Annotated in this window: 22 protein-coding genes and 1 pseudogene; 20 read left to right on the top strand and 3 right to left on the bottom strand. The window is 35.6% G+C overall.

Features of this window, described 5'->3' with window-relative positions:
- The first annotated feature begins 270 nt into the window (after window positions 1-270).
- The gene (locus tag FG383_RS13665; protein ID WP_142607948.1) at window positions 271-753 is read left to right on the top strand and encodes a sigma-70 family RNA polymerase sigma factor; all 483 of its coding nucleotides are present in this window, start codon (window positions 271-273) and stop codon (window positions 751-753) included.
- Between the two features lie 62 nt (window positions 754-815).
- On the opposite strand, the gene FG383_RS13660 is transcribed toward FG383_RS13665, so the two are convergent.
- On the bottom strand, window positions 816-1,481 hold the full coding sequence (locus FG383_RS13660; protein WP_142607947.1) for a YIP1 family protein: 666 nt from the start codon (window positions 1,479-1,481) through the stop codon (window positions 816-818).
- A 303-nt stretch (window positions 1,482-1,784) separates the two neighbouring features.
- Between FG383_RS13660 and FG383_RS13655 the strand changes: the two genes are divergently transcribed.
- Window positions 1,785-2,849, top strand: a complete 1,065-nt coding sequence (locus FG383_RS13655; RefSeq protein WP_185907948.1) for a YecA family protein — start codon at window positions 1,785-1,787, stop codon at window positions 2,847-2,849.
- Between the two features lie 53 nt (window positions 2,850-2,902).
- On the opposite strand, the gene FG383_RS13650 is transcribed toward FG383_RS13655, so the two are convergent.
- Complete coding sequence (locus FG383_RS13650) at window positions 2,903-3,157, bottom strand: hypothetical protein (protein ID WP_142607945.1); 255 nt, start codon at window positions 3,155-3,157, stop codon at window positions 2,903-2,905.
- 258 nt (window positions 3,158-3,415) lie between these two features.
- On the opposite strand from FG383_RS13650, the gene FG383_RS13645 reads away from it, so the two are divergent.
- From FG383_RS13645 to FG383_RS13580, 14 genes and pseudogenes are all read left to right on the top strand, one after another.
- Window positions 3,416-4,264 (top strand): polysaccharide deacetylase family protein, encoded by an 849-nt coding sequence (locus FG383_RS13645; protein WP_142607944.1) that lies wholly within the window; start codon window positions 3,416-3,418, stop codon window positions 4,262-4,264.
- Window positions 4,265-4,314: 50 nt separating this feature from the next.
- A complete protein-coding gene (locus FG383_RS13640) occupies window positions 4,315-5,193 on the top strand; it encodes a carbon-nitrogen hydrolase family protein (RefSeq protein ID WP_142607943.1) in 879 nt (292 codons plus the stop codon).
- Between the two features lie 437 nt (window positions 5,194-5,630).
- Window positions 5,631-7,076, top strand: coding sequence for a sigma-54 interaction domain-containing protein (locus tag FG383_RS13635; protein WP_142607942.1), 1,446 nt, complete (start codon window positions 5,631-5,633; stop codon window positions 7,074-7,076).
- An 84-nt stretch (window positions 7,077-7,160) separates the two neighbouring features.
- On the top strand, window positions 7,161-8,003 hold the full coding sequence (locus FG383_RS13630) for a substrate-binding periplasmic protein (RefSeq protein ID WP_142607941.1): 843 nt from the start codon (window positions 7,161-7,163) through the stop codon (window positions 8,001-8,003).
- A gap of 42 nt (window positions 8,004-8,045) precedes the next feature.
- The gene (locus tag FG383_RS13625; RefSeq protein WP_142607940.1) at window positions 8,046-8,741 is read left to right on the top strand and encodes an amino acid ABC transporter permease; all 696 of its coding nucleotides are present in this window, start codon (window positions 8,046-8,048) and stop codon (window positions 8,739-8,741) included.
- A gap of 4 nt (window positions 8,742-8,745) precedes the next feature.
- Window positions 8,746-9,486 carry an amino acid ABC transporter ATP-binding protein gene (locus FG383_RS13620; RefSeq protein ID WP_142607952.1) on the top strand — a complete coding sequence of 247 codons (741 nt, stop codon included), beginning with the start codon at window positions 8,746-8,748 and terminating at the stop codon, window positions 9,484-9,486.
- Window positions 9,487-9,506: 20 nt separating this feature from the next.
- Window positions 9,507-10,817, top strand: a complete 1,311-nt coding sequence (gene hisD / locus FG383_RS13615; protein ID WP_246097006.1) for a histidinol dehydrogenase — start codon at window positions 9,507-9,509, stop codon at window positions 10,815-10,817.
- A 182-nt stretch (window positions 10,818-10,999) separates the two neighbouring features.
- On the top strand, window positions 11,000-11,245 hold the full coding sequence (locus FG383_RS13610) for a hypothetical protein (protein WP_142607939.1): 246 nt from the start codon (window positions 11,000-11,002) through the stop codon (window positions 11,243-11,245).
- A 585-nt stretch (window positions 11,246-11,830) separates the two neighbouring features.
- Window positions 11,831-11,974 (top strand): annotated as a pseudogene (locus tag FG383_RS13605) (acetyltransferase); the annotation flags it as partial.
- A gap of 545 nt (window positions 11,975-12,519) precedes the next feature.
- A complete protein-coding gene (locus tag FG383_RS13600) occupies window positions 12,520-13,176 on the top strand; it encodes a GntR family transcriptional regulator (RefSeq protein ID WP_142607938.1) in 657 nt (218 codons plus the stop codon).
- 71 nt (window positions 13,177-13,247) lie between these two features.
- Window positions 13,248-14,384, top strand: a complete 1,137-nt coding sequence (locus FG383_RS13595; RefSeq protein WP_142607937.1) for a mandelate racemase/muconate lactonizing enzyme family protein — start codon at window positions 13,248-13,250, stop codon at window positions 14,382-14,384.
- A gap of 141 nt (window positions 14,385-14,525) precedes the next feature.
- A complete protein-coding gene (locus FG383_RS13590) occupies window positions 14,526-15,641 on the top strand; it encodes a mandelate racemase/muconate lactonizing enzyme family protein (protein ID WP_142607936.1) in 1,116 nt (371 codons plus the stop codon).
- A gap of 69 nt (window positions 15,642-15,710) precedes the next feature.
- The gene (locus FG383_RS13585) at window positions 15,711-17,285 is read left to right on the top strand and encodes a BCCT family transporter (protein WP_142607935.1); all 1,575 of its coding nucleotides are present in this window, start codon (window positions 15,711-15,713) and stop codon (window positions 17,283-17,285) included.
- A 739-nt stretch (window positions 17,286-18,024) separates the two neighbouring features.
- Entirely contained in the window at window positions 18,025-18,423 is a 399-nt protein-coding gene (locus FG383_RS13580) for a hypothetical protein (protein WP_142607934.1), read from the top strand.
- A gap of 179 nt (window positions 18,424-18,602) precedes the next feature.
- On the opposite strand, the gene FG383_RS20970 is transcribed toward FG383_RS13580, so the two are convergent.
- Window positions 18,603-18,743 (bottom strand): hypothetical protein, encoded by a 141-nt coding sequence (locus FG383_RS20970; RefSeq protein WP_185907947.1) that lies wholly within the window; start codon window positions 18,741-18,743, stop codon window positions 18,603-18,605.
- Window positions 18,744-18,902: 159 nt separating this feature from the next.
- Between FG383_RS20970 and FG383_RS13575 the strand changes: the two genes are divergently transcribed.
- From FG383_RS13575 to FG383_RS13560, 4 genes are all read left to right on the top strand, one after another.
- The gene (locus tag FG383_RS13575) at window positions 18,903-19,322 is read left to right on the top strand and encodes an HI0074 family nucleotidyltransferase substrate-binding subunit (protein ID WP_142607933.1); all 420 of its coding nucleotides are present in this window, start codon (window positions 18,903-18,905) and stop codon (window positions 19,320-19,322) included.
- 46 nt (window positions 19,323-19,368) lie between these two features.
- On the top strand, window positions 19,369-19,614 hold the full coding sequence (locus FG383_RS13570) for a nucleotidyltransferase domain-containing protein (protein ID WP_142607949.1): 246 nt from the start codon (window positions 19,369-19,371) through the stop codon (window positions 19,612-19,614).
- Between the two features lie 347 nt (window positions 19,615-19,961).
- Window positions 19,962-20,636, top strand: coding sequence for a CAP domain-containing protein (locus FG383_RS13565; protein WP_142607932.1), 675 nt, complete (start codon window positions 19,962-19,964; stop codon window positions 20,634-20,636).
- A 492-nt stretch (window positions 20,637-21,128) separates the two neighbouring features.
- The gene (locus tag FG383_RS13560; RefSeq protein WP_142607931.1) at window positions 21,129-22,202 is read left to right on the top strand and encodes an ABC transporter substrate-binding protein; all 1,074 of its coding nucleotides are present in this window, start codon (window positions 21,129-21,131) and stop codon (window positions 22,200-22,202) included.
- The last annotated feature ends 8 nt before the right edge of the window (window positions 22,203-22,210 follow it).

Here is a 22,210-nt window from a genome sequence, read left to right as displayed (position 1 = left end):
TAACCATTGTTTTCAGCTCCTTTTGATGTGGGTGGGTATTGATGGAAGTTCTGTGATTGGTACTTCTTGTTTACCCTGAAAACAATGGTTTTTAACTTTGTTATCTATCTATTTAACATTGTAGGGACAAATCAGAGACCCTCCAACCTAAAACTTGCAGTTTCACACAACCAAACTATGCATACACTCATTCGTACTAATGCTAGAAACCGATTATCCTAAACGTACCTAGGAATAACCGAATCGTGCACGAGTCAAAAGGAATGCACAGTGAGCACATTTGAAGAAGTACTGTTACAATATGAACCGATGATTTCCGCCAACATCCGAAAATTGCATATTTACAAAAATCATGAACTGTATAGACAAGCAGGTAGAATTGCTTTATGGAGAGCATGGATGAAGTTCGATGATACAAAAGGGGATTTCGCGCCATACGCATATCGTTGCATATACGGATCCATGCTTGATGAGTTGAAAAAAGAAAAACATCAAGAAGAATACGTCGATGTAGTAGAAGATGAAAAACTATTACTTCTATTCGAAAAGCCGCTCGTCACAAGTTTTGTTCACGAAGAACTCGAAAATGCACTAGAAAACTTAACCGACAACGAACGAGAACTGCTACTTTGGATTTTTGTCGAAGGAATCTCGCTCCAACAAGCCGCGGCACGCGTTGGCATTACAATACCGGGTATCAAAAAAAGACGCGAACGATTGTTGCAAAAGCTTAGAGAAAAACTAATAAAATAAGCGAAAAGCTCTGTAGAGAAGTAAAATCTCTGCAGAGCTTTTTTGCGCATTTATTCATTCAATTAAAACAAGTAAACCATTCGATCGAGATACGTACCTAGCATCGTGTCAGCCAAAATAGTGACCAAAATCAAAAACAACAGCACAAACACCGCAATATAAAGGATAAACCCATATAAAGAATCCAATCCAGGCGTCTTTTTAGTCGCCAAAAAACTCACCAAGTACAGCGGTAATACGAACAAAGCGAATATAAAACTAATCATTAAAATAATATTCCCATATGTAAATGTTTGAATGATTATTAGTAGGAAGGAAATCGCAATACTAATAAGAAATGGGGACAATTGACCTCCATAAAAACTAATAATAGCTTTCAAAGAATGTGGAGATCCAAAAAAGTTATTCGCTATAAAAAGGGCAAATACCCCAATGCCAAACAGCAAGAGAGTAAGGAACATGATTTGAACGAAAAATGGAAAAAAACCTAAAGACTCACCAAAATAATTGCGATTCACAACTAAAAATAGAGAAACAGTGTACACTACGGCAAACAAAAGAATGCTAAGCATACCGTTTGAAAAATCTTTTTCTCCTTGTTCAAATGCACGAGAAGGGTTTCTTAGTTGCTGCATAAAATAGATTTTATATTGTTTGGACTTCTTTTTGATGTTTTCTAGATGAATATTCGCTTCAGCTTGTTGAGTGGAAGCTCTTTTTTTCACCAAGACAGTTGGTTCTTCTAATTTATAACCACATATTCCACAAAAGTTTCCGACTGCTTGTTCGTAACCACAACTAGAACATACGATACAAAATTCCTCCTGAGTCCTTTTAATATACATCGTATGAGTTGGATGGGACTAATATTCCCCGTTGTTCCAATTGTGTCTGTATCCATTCGACAAAAGGCTACAATAGTGGGTTTATTCAGAATAGAGTCGAATTTTGCTGAACGCTAGGACACTATAAGAATAGTTTGCAACGCAAGGACATTAAGCGATATGATAGTAAGAAAAGGCGGGATGTTAATGACTATAGGACGTAATGATTCATGTCCATGCGGCAGCGGAAAGAAGTATAAAAAATGTCATGGCGGCAAAGAAGTCGTGTCGATTCAACAAGTGGCCGACGAGGAATTGGATTTAATCATCCAAAACTTTTACAATGAATATCCAGAAAGAAAGGATATGTACGAGCTACGTATGCTACTTGGCAAATGGAATGCGAGGTTAAAAGGATTTTGGCCACCAAATCAAATCCAACAGCAAGTAGTAGATTACTATTTACTTCTACAAAAGCAAGATATTTGGAAGAAATACGTAGTAAAACAATTGCAAAAAACAGTTCGCCCTTCCGTTATTCAAGTGCTTGAAACGTGGACAAGCCCAATGATGCTTATTGGAGAAGTGCTAGAGGCTAGTCAAGGGATTATCAAATTGAAGGAATATTTAGATGGCAATGTTTATGAACTAGATTCGGTAGAGGGTGATTCAACAGCTAAAGTAGGAAGTTATGTAGTAGGCATAGTACTGCCCAATAGCCGTCGTGGTTTGAATGGCATAATGGTGATTACCAGCCTTGCATTCATGCCGAATTGGATTTCGGATGGTTTGAAGCATGTGAAACAGCTTGCCAAAGAAAGCAAACTAGACACACAAGCATTTTACCGAGAACATTTGCTAGAATGCCTGATGTTCATTAATGAAAGCCAAAAGAGCGATCAGGAAAGCCTGAGAAGCGTCGACGAAAGTGAACAATTAGAAAGTACAACTCAACAAATTGATCCTAAAATAACCACCAAGCAAATGGAAATGCTAGTAGCATTCGAAGATATGATGAGTGAGCAAGATGTAAATAACGACGAGCTCCATCGTATTTTCAACTCCTATTTAATGGAATGCTCTCCAAACCCAAGAAAAACTGGAGCCGTAGCAGCTGGCGCCATTCGCTTCGGAAGAGAACGTCTATCCGCTGAGGAGTTCCCATGGACGAACAAAGACATTGCGGCAATGTTCGATGTATCCACATCGACCGTTCAAAAGTACTTTGAGGAAATAGATTCATTTTACTCATCCGCGCTTGTCCCTGCGTGATTTGTCCCCGTGCAAGATGCAATTCAGAATTGTGTCTTGCGCGGAGAGCAATTTCACCATCTCATGTTGGGATCTAAATATTTATGGAAAACTATTTTCTTAGATTTTGCTAGTTCCTCTTTTGCCAATTCGGGAGAGTAAAAGATAGTAGATCCTAATGCAAGCTTGTCCGCCTCTGCTTCATAATCGATCACAGAAATATTCCACGTTCCTGACTTTTTTAGTTTCTCAATCAAGTCACTAGTCCACATATCCACCCCTAAAATAACATGCTCCGTTTTTCTCTTTTTTCCTGTTCGTTGATACATTTCTATTCCCCCTTTTCACGTAATCTTTTATTTCATCATACCATTTTTCATGTATCCCTGTGCGTAACGACAAATCCACCTTTGTTACATTTATGTTACGGGTGCCTGGCACTATTTGTTCATTTAACTTCATGAACAAGAAAAAATAAGTTTCATATATTGCTGCAGAGGTCTACTTAGCATTTTGGGTGCATATCTTAACCCTGTTGGTCAAGCTATTTTAGTAATTAAAATTTACAAAAATACAGGAGGAATAACATGCAAAAAAGTGGGAAAATTAGACTTCCAAAAGGAAAAAAGGTTGCAGTTAATATTGGTTGTGATTTTGATGCGCAGTCAATTTGGGACGGTTCATTTAATTTAACATCCCCGGCTTACATGGCAAGAGGCGAGTTTGGGGCTGAGGTAGCAGCTCCACGTTTACTCAAGCTTTTTGAAAAGTATGATATAAAAACAACGTGGTGTATTCCAGGACATACTGTAGATACATTCACGGACATTTGTAAAGAGGTTGTAGCAACTGGACATGAGGTAGCTCATCATGGATATGTCCATGAAAATCCTACTAATCTCAGTTTTGAAGAGGAAGAAAAGGTTATGCAGATGGGTCTTGAATCACTCGCGAAAATTGGTGTAACCCCTAGGGGATACCGATCTCCGTATTGGGATTTTAGTCCAAATACCCTTAGCATTCTTGAAAAATATGGATTTAAATATGATAGTAGCTTAATGGGGAATGATTTACACCCTTATTATCCTCGTACAGTTGAAGTTCATTCAGATAAAGCAAATAAATTCGGAGCTAATTCTAGCGTTTTGGAAATACCAGTCTCCTGGTACTTAGATGATTTTCCACAAATGGAGTACATTACTGGTGGACAAGAAGGTATGAGACCGGTAGAAGATATTTATAATCGTTGGGCTTCTATTTTTGATTATGCTGCTAATAATGAAGAGGGTGCATGTTACGTGTTAACCACACATCCACAAACAATTGGCAGAGCACATACGATTCAAATGTTAGAAAAATTAATAAAGTATATGGAAGAAAATGGTGCGTGGTTTGCAACACTTGGTGAAATCTATGATGCATTTGAAGAATCTTAATAATAGTGATCTTATTTTCTTTTATAAAGCTTTTTTTAGGAGGAGTATGATTGAAAGAGGTTAAAATAACTGCTTGTCAATTTAGGATAGAGAAAGTTTCTTCGTTTGCAGAATTTCAAAATCAAGTGGAAGAATTGATCAGTCAAGTTCCTTCAGACTCTGATTATGTCATTTTCCCAGAACTTTTTACTGTAGGTTTATTGGCAAGTTTTCCAGATGCAGAGGAATTGACTGCTGCTGACTTGATAAAAATAGATGAGTATACGCCACAGTATAAAACTTTTTTTAGTAATCTTGCGAAAGATAGACAGCAAATCATCATTGCTGGCTCACATTTAGAACGTAGGGAAGATAAATACTATAACATCGCTTATATTTTTGATAAGGATGGTTCTTTCGTAGAACATAAAAAGACTCATATTTTCCCAGCAGAAGCAAATTGGCAAACTTCCGAAGGAGACTCACTTGAAGTCTATTCTATCGGTCCTGCAAAAATTGGATTAGCTGTTTGCTATGAGGCGGAAATACCTGAGGTTTCAAGGATTTTAAGTATAAATGGGGCTGAAATCATTTTCTGTCCTTCATTTACTTTCACCAAAGCTGGTTTTTGGCGTGTACGTCATTGTGCACAGGCTCGGGCAATTGAAAATCAAGTCTATTTTGTTCACTGCCCTACAGTTGGTGAACCTGGTTCTCCATTACCAAACGGATATGGACGATCCTCTATATTAAGTCCATGTGATAATCCATGGACACCAAACGGTATTGTAGCTGAATCAGAGATAAATACACATACGATAGTGACTGGAACGGTGGACCTCGACGAACTCTATCAAAACCGGAAAACAGGTGCAGCAACTACCTTTTTAGATCGTACCCGTCGTGAGAACCTTTATACAAAATATGAGCCATTTAAGTCCATGTATTAATCTGAAGTCTCATTATATTTAATTTTAAATTACTACAAGCAGCCGATCATTGCATCTTCGGCTGCTATTTTTATTTGTAGAATAAGTGCATTCATTTGCCATAGCAAAGTGGACTGAAGTATGCGAAATCGACGCATGAAATTCAAATGTATTGCTGTTTAACCAAATATACTCTCTAAGCGTAATATCATGATTCAATTTTTCTGCTACCATTATAAGCAACTACTTTAATTTTTCTTATGAAAATAGAGGATTTAATCCTTTGAAGGAGAATCCCATTTATAGAAGGATACAGCTGAAAGAAGAATTGAATCTATATTCAGCAGGCAATTGTAGCTTCTTTTTTTTTTTTTGATTATTCAATTCTGAATAATCAAATCATTTTTGGGTTATTTATTCAAAGTTGAATAAATAAATTGGGCTGAGGAGGGACTAATTTGTATAAACAAATCGTTAAAGAAGATGAATTGAATTTAATTTTTCGAAATACTACAAATGAAATTTTTGTAGCAGATGGTCAAGGTATTTGTATTCAAGTGAATCCGGAATGTGAAAAAAATCTTGGGATTGATGCTGCATCACTCATTGGTACCAATGTCAAAGACTTAGTAAGCCGTGGGTTGTTTACTAATTCTACAACACTTAAAGTTTTAGAGGAAAAAAAGCCGGTTAGTTTAATTCAAGAAACGAGTATCGGGCAAAAATTATATGCAACTGGTATTCCTGTTTTCGCTGAAAATGGTGAGATAAGTAGGGTTATTAGCACTTCTATTAATATTACTGAAATCTTGAAGTTTCAAGAAAAAGTTCAAAGAATGGAATTAATGCTTGATGATTACAATAAAGAACTTGCCTCCATTAAGAAAACAATAAAGTTTAATCAAGGAGAAATTATTGCAAGTAGCCACCATATGAAAAGGGTATACGAAATGCTCGAAATGATCACACAGGTTGATTCGACAATATTGCTATTAGGAGAATCTGGCGTAGGAAAAAGCGAAATAGCACACTGGATTCATAAAAGAAGTAATAGATCAAATAAAAAATTAATTGAAGTAAATTGTGCCGCCATTCCTAGTAATCTTTTTGAATCTGAATTATTCGGTTATGAACCTGGAGCATTTTCTGGAGCTTTATCCTCTGGGAAAAGAGGACTTGCATTAGAAGCAGATAAAGGCACTTTATTTTTAGATGAAATAGGAGAACTGTCATTAGAGTTACAATCCAAAATTTTGCAGTTTATTCAATCGAAAAGTTTTAGAAAAGTCGGGGGGAACAAAACCGAAAAATCTGATGTTAGAATTATTACTGCTACAAATAGAAATTTAGAACAAATGGTCAATAAGGGGAAATTTAGAGAAGATCTGTACTATCGGTTATCCGTAATTCCAATTAAGATACCCCCACTTCGGGAAAGAAAAGAAGACCTAATAGCATTGATATTCCTTATATTAGATAACTTAAACATTTCATATGATAAGAAATATACTTTTTCCAATACAACTATTCAAAGTTTATTAAATCATCAATGGCCAGGTAATATAAGAGAATTGAAAAATACGATTGAAAGGATTTGTGTCACAAGTAAAGATGAATATATAGATTTAGATAAAAGTTCACTAATAAAATATTTGTATTTTAATAACAGTGATTATATAAACGAGGAAATACCGCGTAGGAGCAGTATTGATAACGATGAAAGTATAACAAATGAAATTTTTTCCTTAGAAAATGACATGTCACTTAAAGACCGTGTCAAATGGTTTGAATATGAAATTGTTAATAGATATTACAAAAAATATAAATCTACTCAACAGGTCGCAGAAGTACTAAAAACAAGCCAAAGTACAATTAGCAGAAAGCTAAACCAAGTGGAAAATTAAAAGTTGGCATAGAAATTGCATATTAAATGTTTCGAGAAGGGGATAAGAATTTCCTTTCTATAAAAAAGGGGGATAAGTCGACTTATGAAAAAGTATTTAATGGTGTTATTAATTTTAGTACTGGGTATCGTCTTAGCGGCATGTAGTAGCGATGGTAACAATTCTTCAGCGAAAGAAAATACATCATCTACTAAACTAGGAACCTTGGAAAAAATAAAAGAAAAAGGAGTTTTGACCGTCATATCTTCAAATGATGTTCCTTTTGCATACATTGACAAGGATTCAAAGGAGTTCGTTGGTATTGATGCGGAGATAATTAAAGAAATAGCAAAACGATTAGGCATTGAAAGAGTTGAAATGAAAGAAGTTAAATTTGAAAATATGTTAATTGAACTAAATAAAGGTGATGCAGACATAGTAGCAGATGGAATGTACATCAATGATGATCGGAAAAAGGTAGCGAATTTTACAGAACCTTGGTACCAACAAGGAGAAGGTTTAATTGTGTTAAAAGATTCCGAGCTTACCTCTTTAGATCAGTTATCAGACAAGATAGTTGGGGCTCAAAAAGGTACAACATTTCAACCATTTTTAGATGAGTTACAAAAACAAGGAGAAATAAAAGAAGTGAAAATTTTTGGTTCTCAAGCAGAATTACTGCTTGCTGTAAATACGAAAAAAATAGATGCAGCAGTGACGGATAGTGCCACAGCAGCCTTTGCAATAAAAACAGATCCAACATTGAATATTAAATTAGCATCCCCATATACACCACACTTTGATGGGCAAATTGGTGCAGCTATTCGCCTTGATGATGAAGAATTTTATGATGCTGTAAGTGAAGAACTTCAAAAATTGAAAGATGAAGGTTTTATACTAGAAGTATTAAAAAAATATGGCTTAGGTGAAGATAACTTAATTGAATAGTTTTAATTGAAATCAAAGTTTTACAAGGGAAGTGATTATGTTATGACAATCCATTTTGGAAGGGCTTTCAGTGAACTGGCTCCATCGCTTTTTGACGCTTTGAAGACTGTTACCCTTTTAGCAATACTTGCTTTTGCGCTTGCACTTATGATTGGGATGTTGATCGCGGTAGGACGTATTTCTGGTAATAAAATATTAGATCGTTTCTTAATAGTTTTACTAGAAATAATAAGAGGTACCCCGTTGCTAGTTCAGTTGCTCTATGTGTACTACGTAGTACCGGAGTTAATTAGTTTTGTAGTATCATTTTTCGTTCCGGATTTTCATATGAATTTTGGTGCTTTTGAAGCCGGTGTTATAGGTTTAGGAATTAACTATGGATGTTATATGTCTGAAATATTCAGATCTTCCATTCTAGCAATTGATAAAGGTCAAAATGAAGCGGCCTTGGCGTTGGGATACACGAAACATCAAGCTTTACGGAAGATTATCTTCCCACAATCTATAAGGATTTCTTTACCAGCACTAGGTAACTATTTAGTAATGCTTTTAAAGGACACTTCTTTGTGCGCATTTATAACATTGGGTGAAATAATTTTAACAACGCAATCTTATGCAGCACAGACTTTCTTAACAATTGAATCCTATACAATAGCGGCTTTGGTTTACTTGGTAGCATGTATTCCTCTTGGTTATCTTGTACGCGTATTAGAGAGGAGAGTTACTAAATATGTCTAAGTCAATAATTGAAATTCAAGATTTGCATAAACAGTTTGGAAATGTAGAGGTCTTAAAAGGTATCGATTTAGTTGTGAAGGAAAGTGAAAAAGTAGTCATCCTGGGTCCATCTGGATCTGGTAAATCGACATTATTGAGATGCATTAATTATTTGGAATATCCTACGCAAGGTAGCGTAAAAATTAATGGAAATGCATTTGAAGATAAAAATAGAAAAAACCAAGAAAAGCACATCGCTTTACTTAGAACAGAAGTTGGTATGGTATTTCAAAAGTTTAACTTGTTTCATCATCTAACTGCTCTAGGTAATGTTATGGCAGCTCTAGTTACTATAAAAGGTTTAAGTAAAGTGGAAGCTAAACAGATAGCTGAGTTTAATCTTGAAAAAGTCGGATTACTTGAGAAAGCGAAGAATTATCCAAGTCAGCTGTCAGGAGGACAACAACAACGCGTAGCTATAGCAAGAGCATTAGCAATGGATCCGAAGGTAATGTTATTCGATGAATCTACTTCAGCCCTTGATCCAGAACTAGTAGGAGAAGTGTTACGAGTAATTAGAGGTTTAGCAGAAGATGGGATGACAATGGTGCTAGTTACACATGAAATGAAGTTTGCAAAAGATGTTGCGGATCGTATTGTATTTATGGACAATGGTGTAATCGTCGAAGATTCGCCTCCTGAAGTATTCTTTAATAATCCATCAACTGAACGTGCGAAACAATTTATCATGCAGGAAGACTATTAATAACAAAACAGGGGGAAATTATGATGATTAATTACATTAAAAAAGCCGTTACACAAGGAAAAAGTGAAGAGCAAAACTTAAAAGATTCGGTACAATCTATTATTAGCAACGTTATTGAAAAAGGGGACCAGGCGATATTTGAGTACTCAAAAGCGTTTGATAGTGTTGAGTTGGATACTATAAAAGTTTCCGCAGATTCTATCGATAAAGCAAAGAAACAGTTACCGCTTACCTTACTTGAAGATATGAAGTTTTCAATAGAACGTATAAAAAGTTTCGCAGAGCTTCAAAGAAATTCTATTTCTGAATTCGAAAATGAAATGATTCCAGGTGTATTTTTAGGTCAAAAAGTGATCCCTATTGAATCGGTTGGAGCATACGTACCGGGAGGCAGATATCCTCTCCTCTCTTCAGCTCAAATGGCTATTATTCCAGCAAAAGTTGCAGGTGTTGAAAAAGTACAGGTATGTACACCACCAATGAAAAATGGTGAAATACACCCAGCCGTTCTAGTCGCAGCTAGTCTTTCTGGAGCGGACGAAATATTTAGCGTTGGAGGAGCACAAGCGATAGCAGCTTTAGCTTATGGAACTGAATCTATTAGTCCTGTAAATAAGATTACTGGACCGGGTAATAGATTCGTTACGGAAGCTAAAAAACAAGTTCATGGAAAAGTAGGAATAGACTTACTAGCCGGACCAAGCGAAGTACTCGTTTTAGCAGATGAAGATGCCAACCCAAAATATATTGCATCCGACTTACTGGCACAGTCTGAACATGATATTCATGCACAAGGGATACTAGTCACAAACAGTGAAACGTTAGCATTAGCAGTCCAATCCGAAATAGACCAACAATTGAAAACACTTCCGACTGCGGAGGTTGCCCGAGTTTCGTGGGAGACTAGAGGCCAAATTATTCTTACTTCCACATTAGATGAAGCAATTGAAGTAACAAACGATCTAGCTTCCGAGCATTTACATGTCCAAATAAAAGATGCAGCGTCTTACCTAAATCGTCTAACAAATTACGGTTCACTTTTTTTAGGAGAAAATGCATCTGTAGTATACGCTGACAAAGTTTGTGGCACAAATCATATTTTACCTACCAATGAAGCAGCAAAATATACTGGAGGAGTATGGGTAGGTACATTCCTAAAAGTTGTTACTTATCAAAGAATTGAACAAGCTGGAATCGATGTGCTAGCACCACATTGTGTAAGGCAATCCTATCGTGAAGGATTGATCGGACATTTACGTTCAGCTAATGTCCGCTTAACAGGCGAATTAGATGCTGAGAAGGAATTATTAACTAGTATTTCGAAGTTTTGATATGGTGATACTGAATTGATTCCCGACTAATTATTGGTTGGGAATCTTTTATTTAGGAGTAAGAGTTTATGTGAAAAGTTAGGTTTATTTAGTTGTTAAAATTTTCTCCAGCAATCCCCATTTCAACTAATCAATAAACTAAGAAAAAGGCAGCTTGGTGTTCATTATCAAGCGGAAGTTGTATGTGGGAGATTTTAAAAGCTAGAGATAGTGGCCACTTAGTTTTGACTCCCATTTTCTGGACAGAAGATACGAAAGTAATTCGTTATGAAAAGAATAATATCAAGTATGTCGAAATAAGTGAACACCAAGGCCTGGATAGTGAAATATACATTCCACATATGTACTATATTATTCTTCGAGAAGAAAACGGGAATTATAAAGTCGACGATATTAGAAGAGTGATCGATGAGTCTGTGAACCAATAACGTGTCCCAGTGTAAGAAACAATGCAAATCATTACGTCAGACGAGAACACTCTTATAGCGAAACGTAAAGCTGGTATTGATAAAATATCCAAGGAGTAAAAAATGCGTCTATCAAATTGGAACGTACCCTCTATAAATATATTTCTGTTTGAAAAACAAGATGATTTTAGGTGAAGTAGTAGCCTTCTATATAGATAAACAAGTATATCCCGATGAAAATAAATTATTTATTAAACTATTGCCCTTTAACTAGGGGTGCTAACAAATGTGCAACATTCACCTTGGATAAAGTTCATATGATCCAATATAGATAATTACCTGTTTTTTTATTAACTAGGAAATAAACCAATAAAAATAAGAAGCGATTGTACCCTGGTATCTTTTGAAAAGAAGCACGGGTTATCAGCTAATATTATTCCGTACGTAGATGATGAAAAAGAACCTAATTTTGACTTCACTAACACGAATGGAAACTATCTAAAGAAAAATTCACGAAGTTAAAAAACAAGTCCCTTACAAAGTTTGTAGGAATACTTCAAGTAAAGGATTTCAATCGAGGAGGAGATTTACCTAATAAGTACAGAAGAAAGAATCACAGGGGCGGAGTTTGGAAAGTCGATACATATCGGAGACAATGGAAGGATTGGTGGCAGAGCTGTCATTAATCCAGGAGTGAAAATGGCGAATAATGTTGTTATAGCTTCCGGAGCAGTGGATAAAAAAATATGATGGTTGGTGTTAATCCTGTTAGGTACATCCCTAAACGCGTCCTTGAGTAATAAACGATTCAGAATCGTTTATTACTCAGGGACAACCATATACTTATAAGACCTCCTACACTTGAATTAATAAAGTGTAGAAGGTTTTTTTTTGTTTCTTTAATATTTGGTGTTATTTTGGTGTTATTTCCACCTTGGTGCAATAAGGAAGGAGTAGGAAAGGACAAGAAAACGCAATTTCAACTCATTTTCCTATTATCAAGAATTTGGTGAGGAAACAATCGACGCCAACGTTTACGTATGAACAGAAATTGTATTGAATCATCCATTAGCCCTTCCATCAATGGATGATTCAATACTTGAAAGGTAAAAAATAGTTCTGCTTGTTATTTCCCCGACCAAGGTAGTGATTCATTCATTTTCTGTTTACTTGCACAAATGGGGATGAACTAAATTATTAACAGAATAATATTTACAATTAGGAGTATTTGAAATATAATAACTAAAAATACGGCATTGTCGACAAATAGACAAAGTTAAAAGGAGAATAAATAAGTGAGTGCTAGTTTTTCGAAAAACTCGTTAAAATATCAAATTGCACAGCAAATAAAAAAAATGATATTTGAAGGTGCACTGCAACAAGGTGAAAAAATTACAGAATTGCAGATAGCACAAGATTTGGGTGTTAGCCGAACATCTGTACGAGAAGCTATATTGCTTTTAGAGTTGGAAGGTCTTCTCATTTCTGAACCATATAAAGATACAAGAGTAACGACCATTTCACAGGAAGAAGTGCTTGAATTGTTAATTCCTATGCGGCTTCATATCGAAACGTATGCTTTAAGAAAAGGCTTTTCTACTTGGGGCGATGATACGAAGGAACAATTTGAAAAAATTCGTGGAAATATGAGAAAGGCCACACGATATGAAGATTTGTCTACATTCATTGAGTTGGATATTCAATTGCATGAACTTATTGTTATGTCATCCCAGCTTGATAACGTGATACGAATTTGGGAAAGCATTGTTCATCGAATTAGACTACATTTCTTATATCAAAACAGTAAATCTAGCACCTTAGAAAAGTGGCTAAACGATCATGAGGTGTTAATTGACATCCTCATTAATGGGAAATCTTTAGATATAGCACTGGAAACACTAAGACAACATATTGTTGAAACAAACATTCCAGATGTTTATTTATTAGACTAGAATCAATTTATTGAAAGGGGGGATACATCAACATTACAATATCAAAAAGTTAAAGGAGCAGTGAAAATACTATGAAACTGAAGATTAGTAAAGTGGAAGTGTTTGTTGTAGTAGGTCCTGACGCAAAATATAAGACATCTTCGCACTATTCTGACCTGACAATTACAAATACGATAGTCAGAATTCAGACTAACGATGGATATGAAGGATATGGCGGGGCAATTTCTTGGACAGAAGCAGGCGTTGATAAAAGTCTTGCAGAGTCCATCCGCCATCTAATCCCATTCTTAATGGGAAAATCAGCTTTGCAAAGGGAAGAAATATATGCGCTAATGGCAAGTCGATGTGTCCAAATGACACCTCAAGCCCAGTCACCGATTGATATTGCTTTATGGGACTTAGTTTCTAAATACGCAGGAATGCCTTTGTATCAAATGTTAGGGGGAGCAAGGGAGAAAATTATTTCTTATGCAAGTACACCATTTTTGCCTAGTATTGAAGACTACATCGAACACGTTCATGACCTTAAAGAGCAAGGGTATAAATTTATCAAGTTTCATACCTGGTGCACATTTGATGAAGATATGGCATTAGTAAAAGCTATTCATGAAGAATTTAAGGATACCAATCTTACATTTATGTTAGATGTGGAAACAGCATATACAAGGGAGCAGGCATTAAAGGCTGCGAGGATATTGGAAAACTATGATTATCTTTGGTTTGAGGCACCACTACCGGATACCGATCTGGAAGGCTATAGGGAATTGAGATCCAGAGTCGATATTCCAATTATTCCAGCAGGGAATACATTGCTTCATTTGAACCAACTGGAGCACGGGATTCAAAATGGTTGTTGGTCAAGTGTGCGAGTAGATGCTACTCTAGCGGGTGGAATAACACAAACTAAAAAAATAATGGGTATTGCAGAAGCGAATTCTATGACAGTTGAACTACAATCATGGGGATATACTTTATCACAAGCCGCAAATTTACATTTGATGCTAGCTTGTACCAATAGTAATTTTTTTGAACAAGCAGTTCCGGTAGAGCCATTGGAATTTGGGGCAATCAATCCAATTAGAACGGATCAAGACGGTTACGTTCATGCGCCAAAAGGAAATGGATTGGGGATTGAAATGGATTGGGAAATGATCAGTAAAAATGCAGTACTAAAGTTTGCTTTTGATGAAACTGGTTGGACAGAATAAAACAGAATCCATATTAAAATAGATGGGGGCAACCATACGTACTTTAAAGGATTCTGCCTTATGTATTATAACATAATTTGTAATTTATGAATAATTGATATAAATAAGGTTGAGAAAATTTTAATAAAAGGAAGTTTATTAATGAAAATAGCAGATATAGAAGTAATTACGCTTAGGGTTCCTCCAATCGACCAAGCTTGTGAATGGGGAGAAGATGCTTTTATTGTTAAAGTAGTCACAGATAATGGATTTATAGGGATTGGTGAAAGCGATACCTCTCCAATAGTAGCTAAAGCGGTTATCGAGGCACCGAACTCAAATCTATACTGTTCGGGATTAAAGTCTCTTTTAATTGGAGAAAATCCTTTAGAAATTCAAAAACTTTGGGATAAAATGTATTGGTCTTCGAATTATCTAGGAAGACGTGGGGCAGGGATTCATGCGATGAGTGCGATTGATATTGCGTTATGGGATATCGCTTCTCAATTCTATCAAGTTCCTATTTATATGCTATTAGGAGGGAAATATAGAGAGAAAATCCGAGCGTATGGTACATTTATCCCTGCAGATACACCTGAGGAGAATAAGAAAATTGCACGTCAACTAAAAGATAAGGGCTTTACGAGCTTGAAATTCGGTGGTGGTATCTTAGGTGATGATGCGCAAACCGATTATGAAATTATTAAAGCAGTTAGGGAAGAATTAGGGAATGATTTTGAATTACAAATTGATTTAGCTTCTAAATGGCGAACGTATAGTCATGCAGCACATATGGTTAAGAAAGTGGAACCTTTCCAATTAAATTGGATTGAAGAACCAGTATTAGCTGATGATATGAGAGGCTATCGCAAATTAGCGAATTTATCAGGAGCAAAACTTGCTGGTGGGGAATCATTAACTACAAGATTTGAATTTGATGATTTTATAAAACAGGCTCAACCAGATATTATACAACCAGATATTACTCGTTGTGGTGGCATAAGTGAAATGCGCATCATTAACGATATCGCTGAAATGAATGGAATTAAACTGGTTCCTCATGGATTTAGTACAGGAATACTTTTAGCTGCAACGGTTCAATTTCTAGCTGCAACAAAAGACGGTGACTTAATGGAATACTCGCAAAGTACGAGTCCGTTATTTACGAAACTAGTAAAAAACTTAATTCCAATTGAAAACGGTTACGTAAAAGTTCCAGATGTGATTGGACTAGGTGTCGAGTTAGATGAAACCATAATAGAAATGTATAGAATATAAAGAAGAAAAATCAGCTTTAGATCTTGGTGATGCCACTAAGATAAATAGAAATTAGAATGGAGAGTAATTATGACAAATAAAGTTGATAAGTTATTAATCTCTTTAAGCGTTGCACTTGTCCTAATTGTCGTTGGTGTATTATACTTTCAGCCAGCTCAATCACAATCTGTTGCCAATAATATTTTTGGGAAAATGACAGAATGGTTTGGTTCTGTAACGTTGTTATTTACATTTTTGGGAGTTTTACTTCTTGTTTTTGTAGCATTTAGTAAATTCGGTAGAATCCGATTAGGAAATACGAAACCGGAATATTCCACTTTTAAATGGATTTCGATGATGATTGCTTGTGGACTAGGATCCGCTACAGTCTATTGGGCATTCATCGAATGGGCTTATTATATTGGTACACCAGGTCTTGGTATTGAGCCGAATACTCAAAAGGCTTTCGAAATGGCATTACCATACAATATGTTCCATTGGGGCCTTAGTGCCTGGACTTTATATGCATTAGTAGGTATACCAATCTGTTATCATATTTATATACGAAAAAATCAAGGACTTAGTTTAAGTTCGATCATTAGCTCCATTACAGGCTTAAAGCAAAACGGTATTATCGGACGAATTGTTGATGTCATGTTTATCTTTATCTGTTTTGGAGGTTTAAGTATAACATTAGGTGTTTCTGTACCATTGGTAAATGAGGTTTTAAGTAATGTTCTTGGAATCGAACCATCATTTGCGATGAACATTGTATTAATCCTTATTATTTCTATTGTTTATTCGTTAAGTTCATATATAGGTTTGCAAAAAGGGATGGCACGTATTGCAAATTGGACGACGAAATTGGCGATTATTTTATGTGTCGGTGTTCTTATTCTGGGACCAACATTTTTTATCATCGCAAATAGCACGAATGCCATCGGTTTAATGTTACAAAACTTTTTACAAATGAGTTTATTTACAGATCCAATCGGACAATCAGGTTTTCCTCAAGCATGGACTATATTCTATTGGTTATATTGGATAACGTATGCGCCATTTACAGGGATATTTATAGCCAAAGTTTCAAAAGGTAGAACACTCCGCTCTGTTATTACCAATACATTGGTTAGTGGAAGTGTTGGTTGTTTCTTTTTCTTTGGGGTTATTGGAAGCTTGACGATGGATCGTCAATTACGAGGAATGGTTGATGTCGTTGGTATGCTGGGGGACGGCAAAGACAATAGTGCAATAATTGAAGTGTTACAAACCTTACCGTTAAGTAGTATTTTCATGGTATTATTCTGTACGGTTTCTGTATTATTCCTTGCAACTACATTAGATGGAGCTGCATTTACAATGGCTTCTACAGCAACACCAAAGTTAAAGGAGAATGAAGATCCACATCCAATGCATCGACTTTTCTGGTGTGTTATGTTGGCATTAGTTCCATTAACAATGATCTTTATAGGAGCAGATTTGAATACGATTAAGACGAGTGCCATCATCACGGGTGTCCCAGTCATCTTTATCATGATTGTCATGATTGTTGGATGGATGAGATGGATGGTCAAAGACTTTGGGCACGTTCCGGCTGACAAAATTGAAGAAATAAGTGCTGCTGGAATTAGTAAGTCGGAAGTAGATGAATTAAAGGAAAGATAGCGTCGTGTTCCCACTACGTTGAACAAATCAAAAGGCATTTTTGCGTTCGAAACAACTCTGCACTACTCTTACATTTTGTGAATTTCATGATAAAATTGATAAAAAAAGCATCCTTGTGCAAGGGATAATTCTGACAGTTCACCATTAAATAAGTTAGCGTCAAATATAATGTAAACTAGTAAATATAAACAAGTAGCACCTCCTGATACGATGGAAGTATCAGGAGGTGCTTTTGTAATTGTTTAAGATCACTTCTCCAACTTAAAGTAGCTCATATGAAAAATCTATAATTAGTGTGACAAAGGAAATCTGAAAAGTTAAGAGGGATGAAGATGTTTCAGGTTGATACAAATAAGACCTCTCTCAGGAAAATGCACTTCTTGAAAAACAGCATGTTAAGAACATAAAACTTTATGGAAATGATTTATGAAAATAATCTAGGTAGAATTACTATATTTATCTAGGTATTTTGGAATCCTGCTATGTAACAAAACAACTATATAGGAAAGTTAGCGGTAAATAAGATTGACGTTGATAATCATTATCATATACAATAGTAAGTGAAAATGATAATCGTTTTCAATTGAAAATTCAAAAGCTACTCTTACATGTTAATAAATAGTAAGTAACGATACAGGTAGAAATATTGATAAGCAACAAGCCTAAACTACTTAAATTACAAAGAGAGCTCTAATTAAAGAACACCTAAAAAACGAAGATGAATGAAGGAGGAATAACTATGAATGACCGTTTTGTTATACTAGAGTTTTTTCAGCATGAAGTGAGCTGCTGCTGCCCGGGGCAAAAGCATCAACATCTCATTGAGTTCCATCAAGGGGATGTTTGGACCATTACAAATGAACGAAAATACGTAGATTGCCTTGGATGGCACTTTTTAGTTACTGTCAACGGCGAATTTCGCTTTCTTATGCATGTGGAAGATATGGAAGATCTTTATAATAACGGCAGTATTTGCTCTGTTTTAGATTTGGAGCTAAAAACTATTCATTTGAATTTTAAAATAAACGAAGCACTCGATGCACATGATAAGGAGTCATTTCTTTTATTTGCAAATGAACTGACCAACTTGCGGGAAATCAAAGATAAAATGCACGCTGAAGGTGTACAAGTTTTTTGAGATTTATAAATAGAGAAAAAGCCTACAAACATAGAAATTTCAATACTTGTAGGCTTCTCTAAAGGTAGTCTCGACTGGTTTCGATCCAGCGACACTCGACTTATTAAATTTGTAACTCTTAAATAAATCCTGTACAAAAAACACTATTATACTCTATTGTATTTATGTTTAAAATTGTTTTAGCGATTCTGTTGATTATTTTGTTGTGCGTTTTTTTGTTTAGTTTGGTTTACATCTAGCTCTTCAGCAAATTCTTCACGATTGTTGTTTCTTGAATTAGGTTCTTTTTTCTTAAAGTTTGGTTTATTTTTCTTCACCATGGCATCGTCACCTCCCTGAGTTTAATGTGCTCAGTATAGGTGGTTTTATTCAAAATATTAAACCGCGTTCTAGGAACAATTCTGACATTCGCAATAAACCTCCGCCTTTAACTAATGGTATAATATGAATTAATAGCACTTTGATGGGGGGAATTTTCGATGGAAGAAGCAAATCGTAAATTAATACAAAGCTTCACAAACCTAAAAAAGGCTTTAGATCGTTTAGAAGAAGCGTTAAATGAAAATCAAGAGAATAGCTTAATAGTTGATGGAACGATTCAACGTTTTGAATTTACTATAGAGGTCTATTGGAAAATGTTAAAAAGACTGCTACTTAGTGAAGGAATTGAAGCAAAAACTCCTCGAGAAACATTGAAAGAGGCTTATCAAGTTGGATGGCTTCAAGATGAGCAAGCTTGGCTACAAATGCTTAAAGATCGAAATGAAACTTCTAATGCTTATGACGAAGAAATGGCTAGAAAAATTCTAGAAAACATCGTCCGTTATTTTCCAACAATGAAAACAACTTTTCATAACCTGGAAAGACAATATATGAAGGAATTCGATAAAAATGAATGAGTTGCTCATAGCCCAATTAAGAGAAATAGCTACTAGATAACACGAAATACAAGCTGTTTTGTTATTTGGATCCCGTGCCCATGGCGATTTTAATAATCTCTCTGATATTGATCTAGCGATTAAAGCACCCAGAATATCGGATAAAGATTGGTTATTGGTAACTGAACAAATAGAGAATGAGTTAGATACACTATTGAAAATCGACTTAGTTTTATATGAGCAAGTATCCGAAGAGTTGCAACGACAAATCAATCAGTGTTATCAGGTTTTATATAGTGAAACGTCCCTATGAGTGAAACAGAGCTCCCCTTAAATACCATTATTTTTAAGATAAATAAAAAGTCCAAATCAAAGAACTTCCATAATGCAGTGCCCACCCGGTTAACAGGTGGGCACTATTTAACGTTTACTGTTCTATTATCTAACAGTAATCCATTCTTTGAAGCAGATATACAAAACTGTCAACAGTATTCTAGATGAAATAATTAAACGCTGAGGATAAAATATCCATATTTTTTGTAGTAGAACAGCTGTTTTAAATGGATTTGCCACTCTAAATGGATTCACTGGAATATTTTATAGTAAAAAAACTCGCATTCTATGTTTATACTGAGGGAGCACAAGAAGGAGGAGACAATAATGAAAAAAAATTATTCATTACTAGTTGGGGTACTTGCAGCAGGAAGTTTGTTATTTTCCACACATACTGTCGAGGCATCTATGACTACTGGAAATGCAAATACCACTTCAGAAGCAAAATCTTATGAAACACATACATGGAAATCTCCATATCAATATAAATATAACTTTAACAAATCTCACAAAAACAGCCATAATGCTCCACAGAAAAATGAAGTACCTGAACAAGCACGGGCTACTGAGCAACCAGCTACTCCAGTACAGCCATCAGTAGAACAAAACAAAGAAAATGTACAAGTTTCTTCTACAATTCAGCAAGTTGTTGATTTAGTAAATAGTGAACGAGCAAAAGCTGGACTACAAGCATTGCAAATCGATACAAAACTTACGGAATCGGCTCAAGCAAAATCGCAAGACATGAAAAATAAAAACTATTTTTCTCATACGAGCCCAACATATGGCTCACCATTTGACCAAATGAAATCTCTAGGCATTGCGTATAAATCAGCAGGTGAAAATATTGCGATGGGACAACGCAGTGCAACAGAAGTAATGGATGCATGGATGAAATCACCTGGACATAAAGCAAATATCATGAATCCCTCTTATACACATATCGGAGTAGGATTATCTGATAGTGGTTTCTACTGGACACAACAATTTATTGGGAAATAAATAAGTGCCAGTCACCCATATAATTCGTGAAAGATTTAATGCAATTCAATAAGTAATCGCCAAATAACACCTACCTTACTAACGGGTAGGTGTTATTTACAATTTAATGTGAATTCAAAGATAGGGTATATGGTCTGATGGAAGTTGGACCTGTATCCGTTTTTGCGTTGGTTGCTTTCGAGGAGAAACTGGTTGCTTTCGCTGTTTAGTTGGTTGCTCTCGTGGGTGAATTGGTTGCTTACGCCGATCATTTGGTTGCTTTCATGGCATAATTGGTTGCCCTTAGGATTATTTTTACAAAGATGGTAAACAAAATAACAGTCACTCGCACAATTCAAAAACTATTCTAGTAGTTTTTCTCCTTTGATTATTATCATCTTAATAATTCGTTAACTTGTAGCGTATTCTACCTTTACAATTCACAAGTAATATAAATTCGAAAGAGAGAATGCTTTAACGAAAATATCAGGAGAATGAAAGGGGATCAATTCAATGAAAAAGTTTACATTCGTCACATTTATGTTTGCACTAATTTTATTATTGGTTGCATGTTCGAGCAAAGAACAAGAGGAAAGTACAGATACAGCTTCATCTGACAGTTCAAACAAGGAAACAGCAGAAGAAGTAGTTGCAGAAGAGGAAGTGAAAGTGGAAGGCGAGTTACAGTTTTATACATCTCAGCCGGATACAGATGCAACAGCTTTAGTGAATAAGTTTAATGAAATTTATCCAGATGTAGAAGTAAAGATTTTCCGTTCTGGTACAGAAGAAGTTATTGGGAAATTATTAGCTGAAAAGCAAGCTGGATCGGTTCAAGCAGATGTTCTACTTGTAGCAGATAATGTTACGTTTGAGAGTTTAAAAGAACAAGGATTATTAGAGTCATACGAGTCACCGGAATATAGCAATCTTCCAGCTGATTTTGTGGATGCTGATTTTATGTACGCTGGAACTAAAATAATGGCAACCGTTCTTGCAGTGAATACAAATGACGTTACTGACTTGCCAACATCTTGGAATGTTCTAACGGAGGAAGTTGCGAAAGGTAATGCGATTATGCCAAGTCCTTTATATTCAGGTGCTGCAGCATATAATCTTGGTGTCATTACACGTCAAGCTGATTTTGGTTGGGAGTACTATGAGAACTTAAAAGCTAATGAAGTTTCAGTTGTTCAAGGGAATGGAGCAGCATTAAAAGCAGTCGCAGGCGGAGAAAAATCGTATGCAATGGTAGTAGATTATTTAATCACTAGAGGTAAAGCTGAAGGTTCACCAGTTGATCTTGTCTATCCAGCAGAAGGTGTACCTGTAGTTACGGAGCCAATTGGTTTAATGAAAGATGCCAAAAATCCAGATGCTGCAAAAGCATTTATTGATTTTGTCGTATCGGAAGAAGGTCAAAAATTAGCTGCAGAAATCGGTTATACACCAATTCGTGAAGGTGTTGCAGCTCCAGAAGGTTTAAAATCTATCTCAGAACTAAAGGTAATTTCTGCACCGGTTTCCGAGTTAATCAAAACGCGTGATGAGGACAAGCTTAAGTTTAAAGAAATGTTTGGTGAGTAATCAAAAAG

Source organism: Psychrobacillus soli (assembly GCF_006861775.1).
GTDB classification, from domain to species: domain Bacteria; phylum Bacillota; class Bacilli; order Bacillales_A; family Planococcaceae; genus Psychrobacillus; species Psychrobacillus soli.
The sequence above is the reverse complement of the archived record's forward strand: the minus strand, read 5'-3'. Positions and strand labels throughout refer to the sequence as shown.

Coding starts and splice junctions, on each gene's coding strand:
- FG383_RS13655 (WP_185907948.1), top strand. CDS start 1,785: ATGACTATAGGACGTAATGATTCATGTCCATGCGGCAGCGGAAAGAAG.
- FG383_RS13650 (WP_142607945.1), bottom strand. CDS start 3,157: ATGTATCAACGAACAGGAAAAAAGAGAAAAACGGAGCATGTTATTTTA.
- FG383_RS13645 (WP_142607944.1), top strand. CDS start 3,416: ATGCAAAAAAGTGGGAAAATTAGACTTCCAAAAGGAAAAAAGGTTGCA.
- FG383_RS13630 (WP_142607941.1), top strand. CDS start 7,161: ATGAAAAAGTATTTAATGGTGTTATTAATTTTAGTACTGGGTATCGTC.
- FG383_RS13625 (WP_142607940.1), top strand. CDS start 8,046: ATGACAATCCATTTTGGAAGGGCTTTCAGTGAACTGGCTCCATCGCTT.
- hisD (WP_246097006.1), top strand. CDS start 9,507: ATGATGATTAATTACATTAAAAAAGCCGTTACACAAGGAAAAAGTGAA.
- FG383_RS13610 (WP_142607939.1), top strand. CDS start 11,000: ATGTGGGAGATTTTAAAAGCTAGAGATAGTGGCCACTTAGTTTTGACT.
- FG383_RS13595 (WP_142607937.1), top strand. CDS start 13,248: ATGAAACTGAAGATTAGTAAAGTGGAAGTGTTTGTTGTAGTAGGTCCT.
- FG383_RS13590 (WP_142607936.1), top strand. CDS start 14,526: ATGAAAATAGCAGATATAGAAGTAATTACGCTTAGGGTTCCTCCAATC.
- FG383_RS13585 (WP_142607935.1), top strand. CDS start 15,711: ATGACAAATAAAGTTGATAAGTTATTAATCTCTTTAAGCGTTGCACTT.
- FG383_RS13580 (WP_142607934.1), top strand. CDS start 18,025: ATGAATGACCGTTTTGTTATACTAGAGTTTTTTCAGCATGAAGTGAGC.
- FG383_RS20970 (WP_185907947.1), bottom strand. CDS start 18,743: ATGGTGAAGAAAAATAAACCAAACTTTAAGAAAAAAGAACCTAATTCA.
- FG383_RS13575 (WP_142607933.1), top strand. CDS start 18,903: ATGGAAGAAGCAAATCGTAAATTAATACAAAGCTTCACAAACCTAAAA.
- FG383_RS13565 (WP_142607932.1), top strand. CDS start 19,962: ATGAAAAAAAATTATTCATTACTAGTTGGGGTACTTGCAGCAGGAAGT.
- FG383_RS13560 (WP_142607931.1), top strand. CDS start 21,129: ATGAAAAAGTTTACATTCGTCACATTTATGTTTGCACTAATTTTATTA.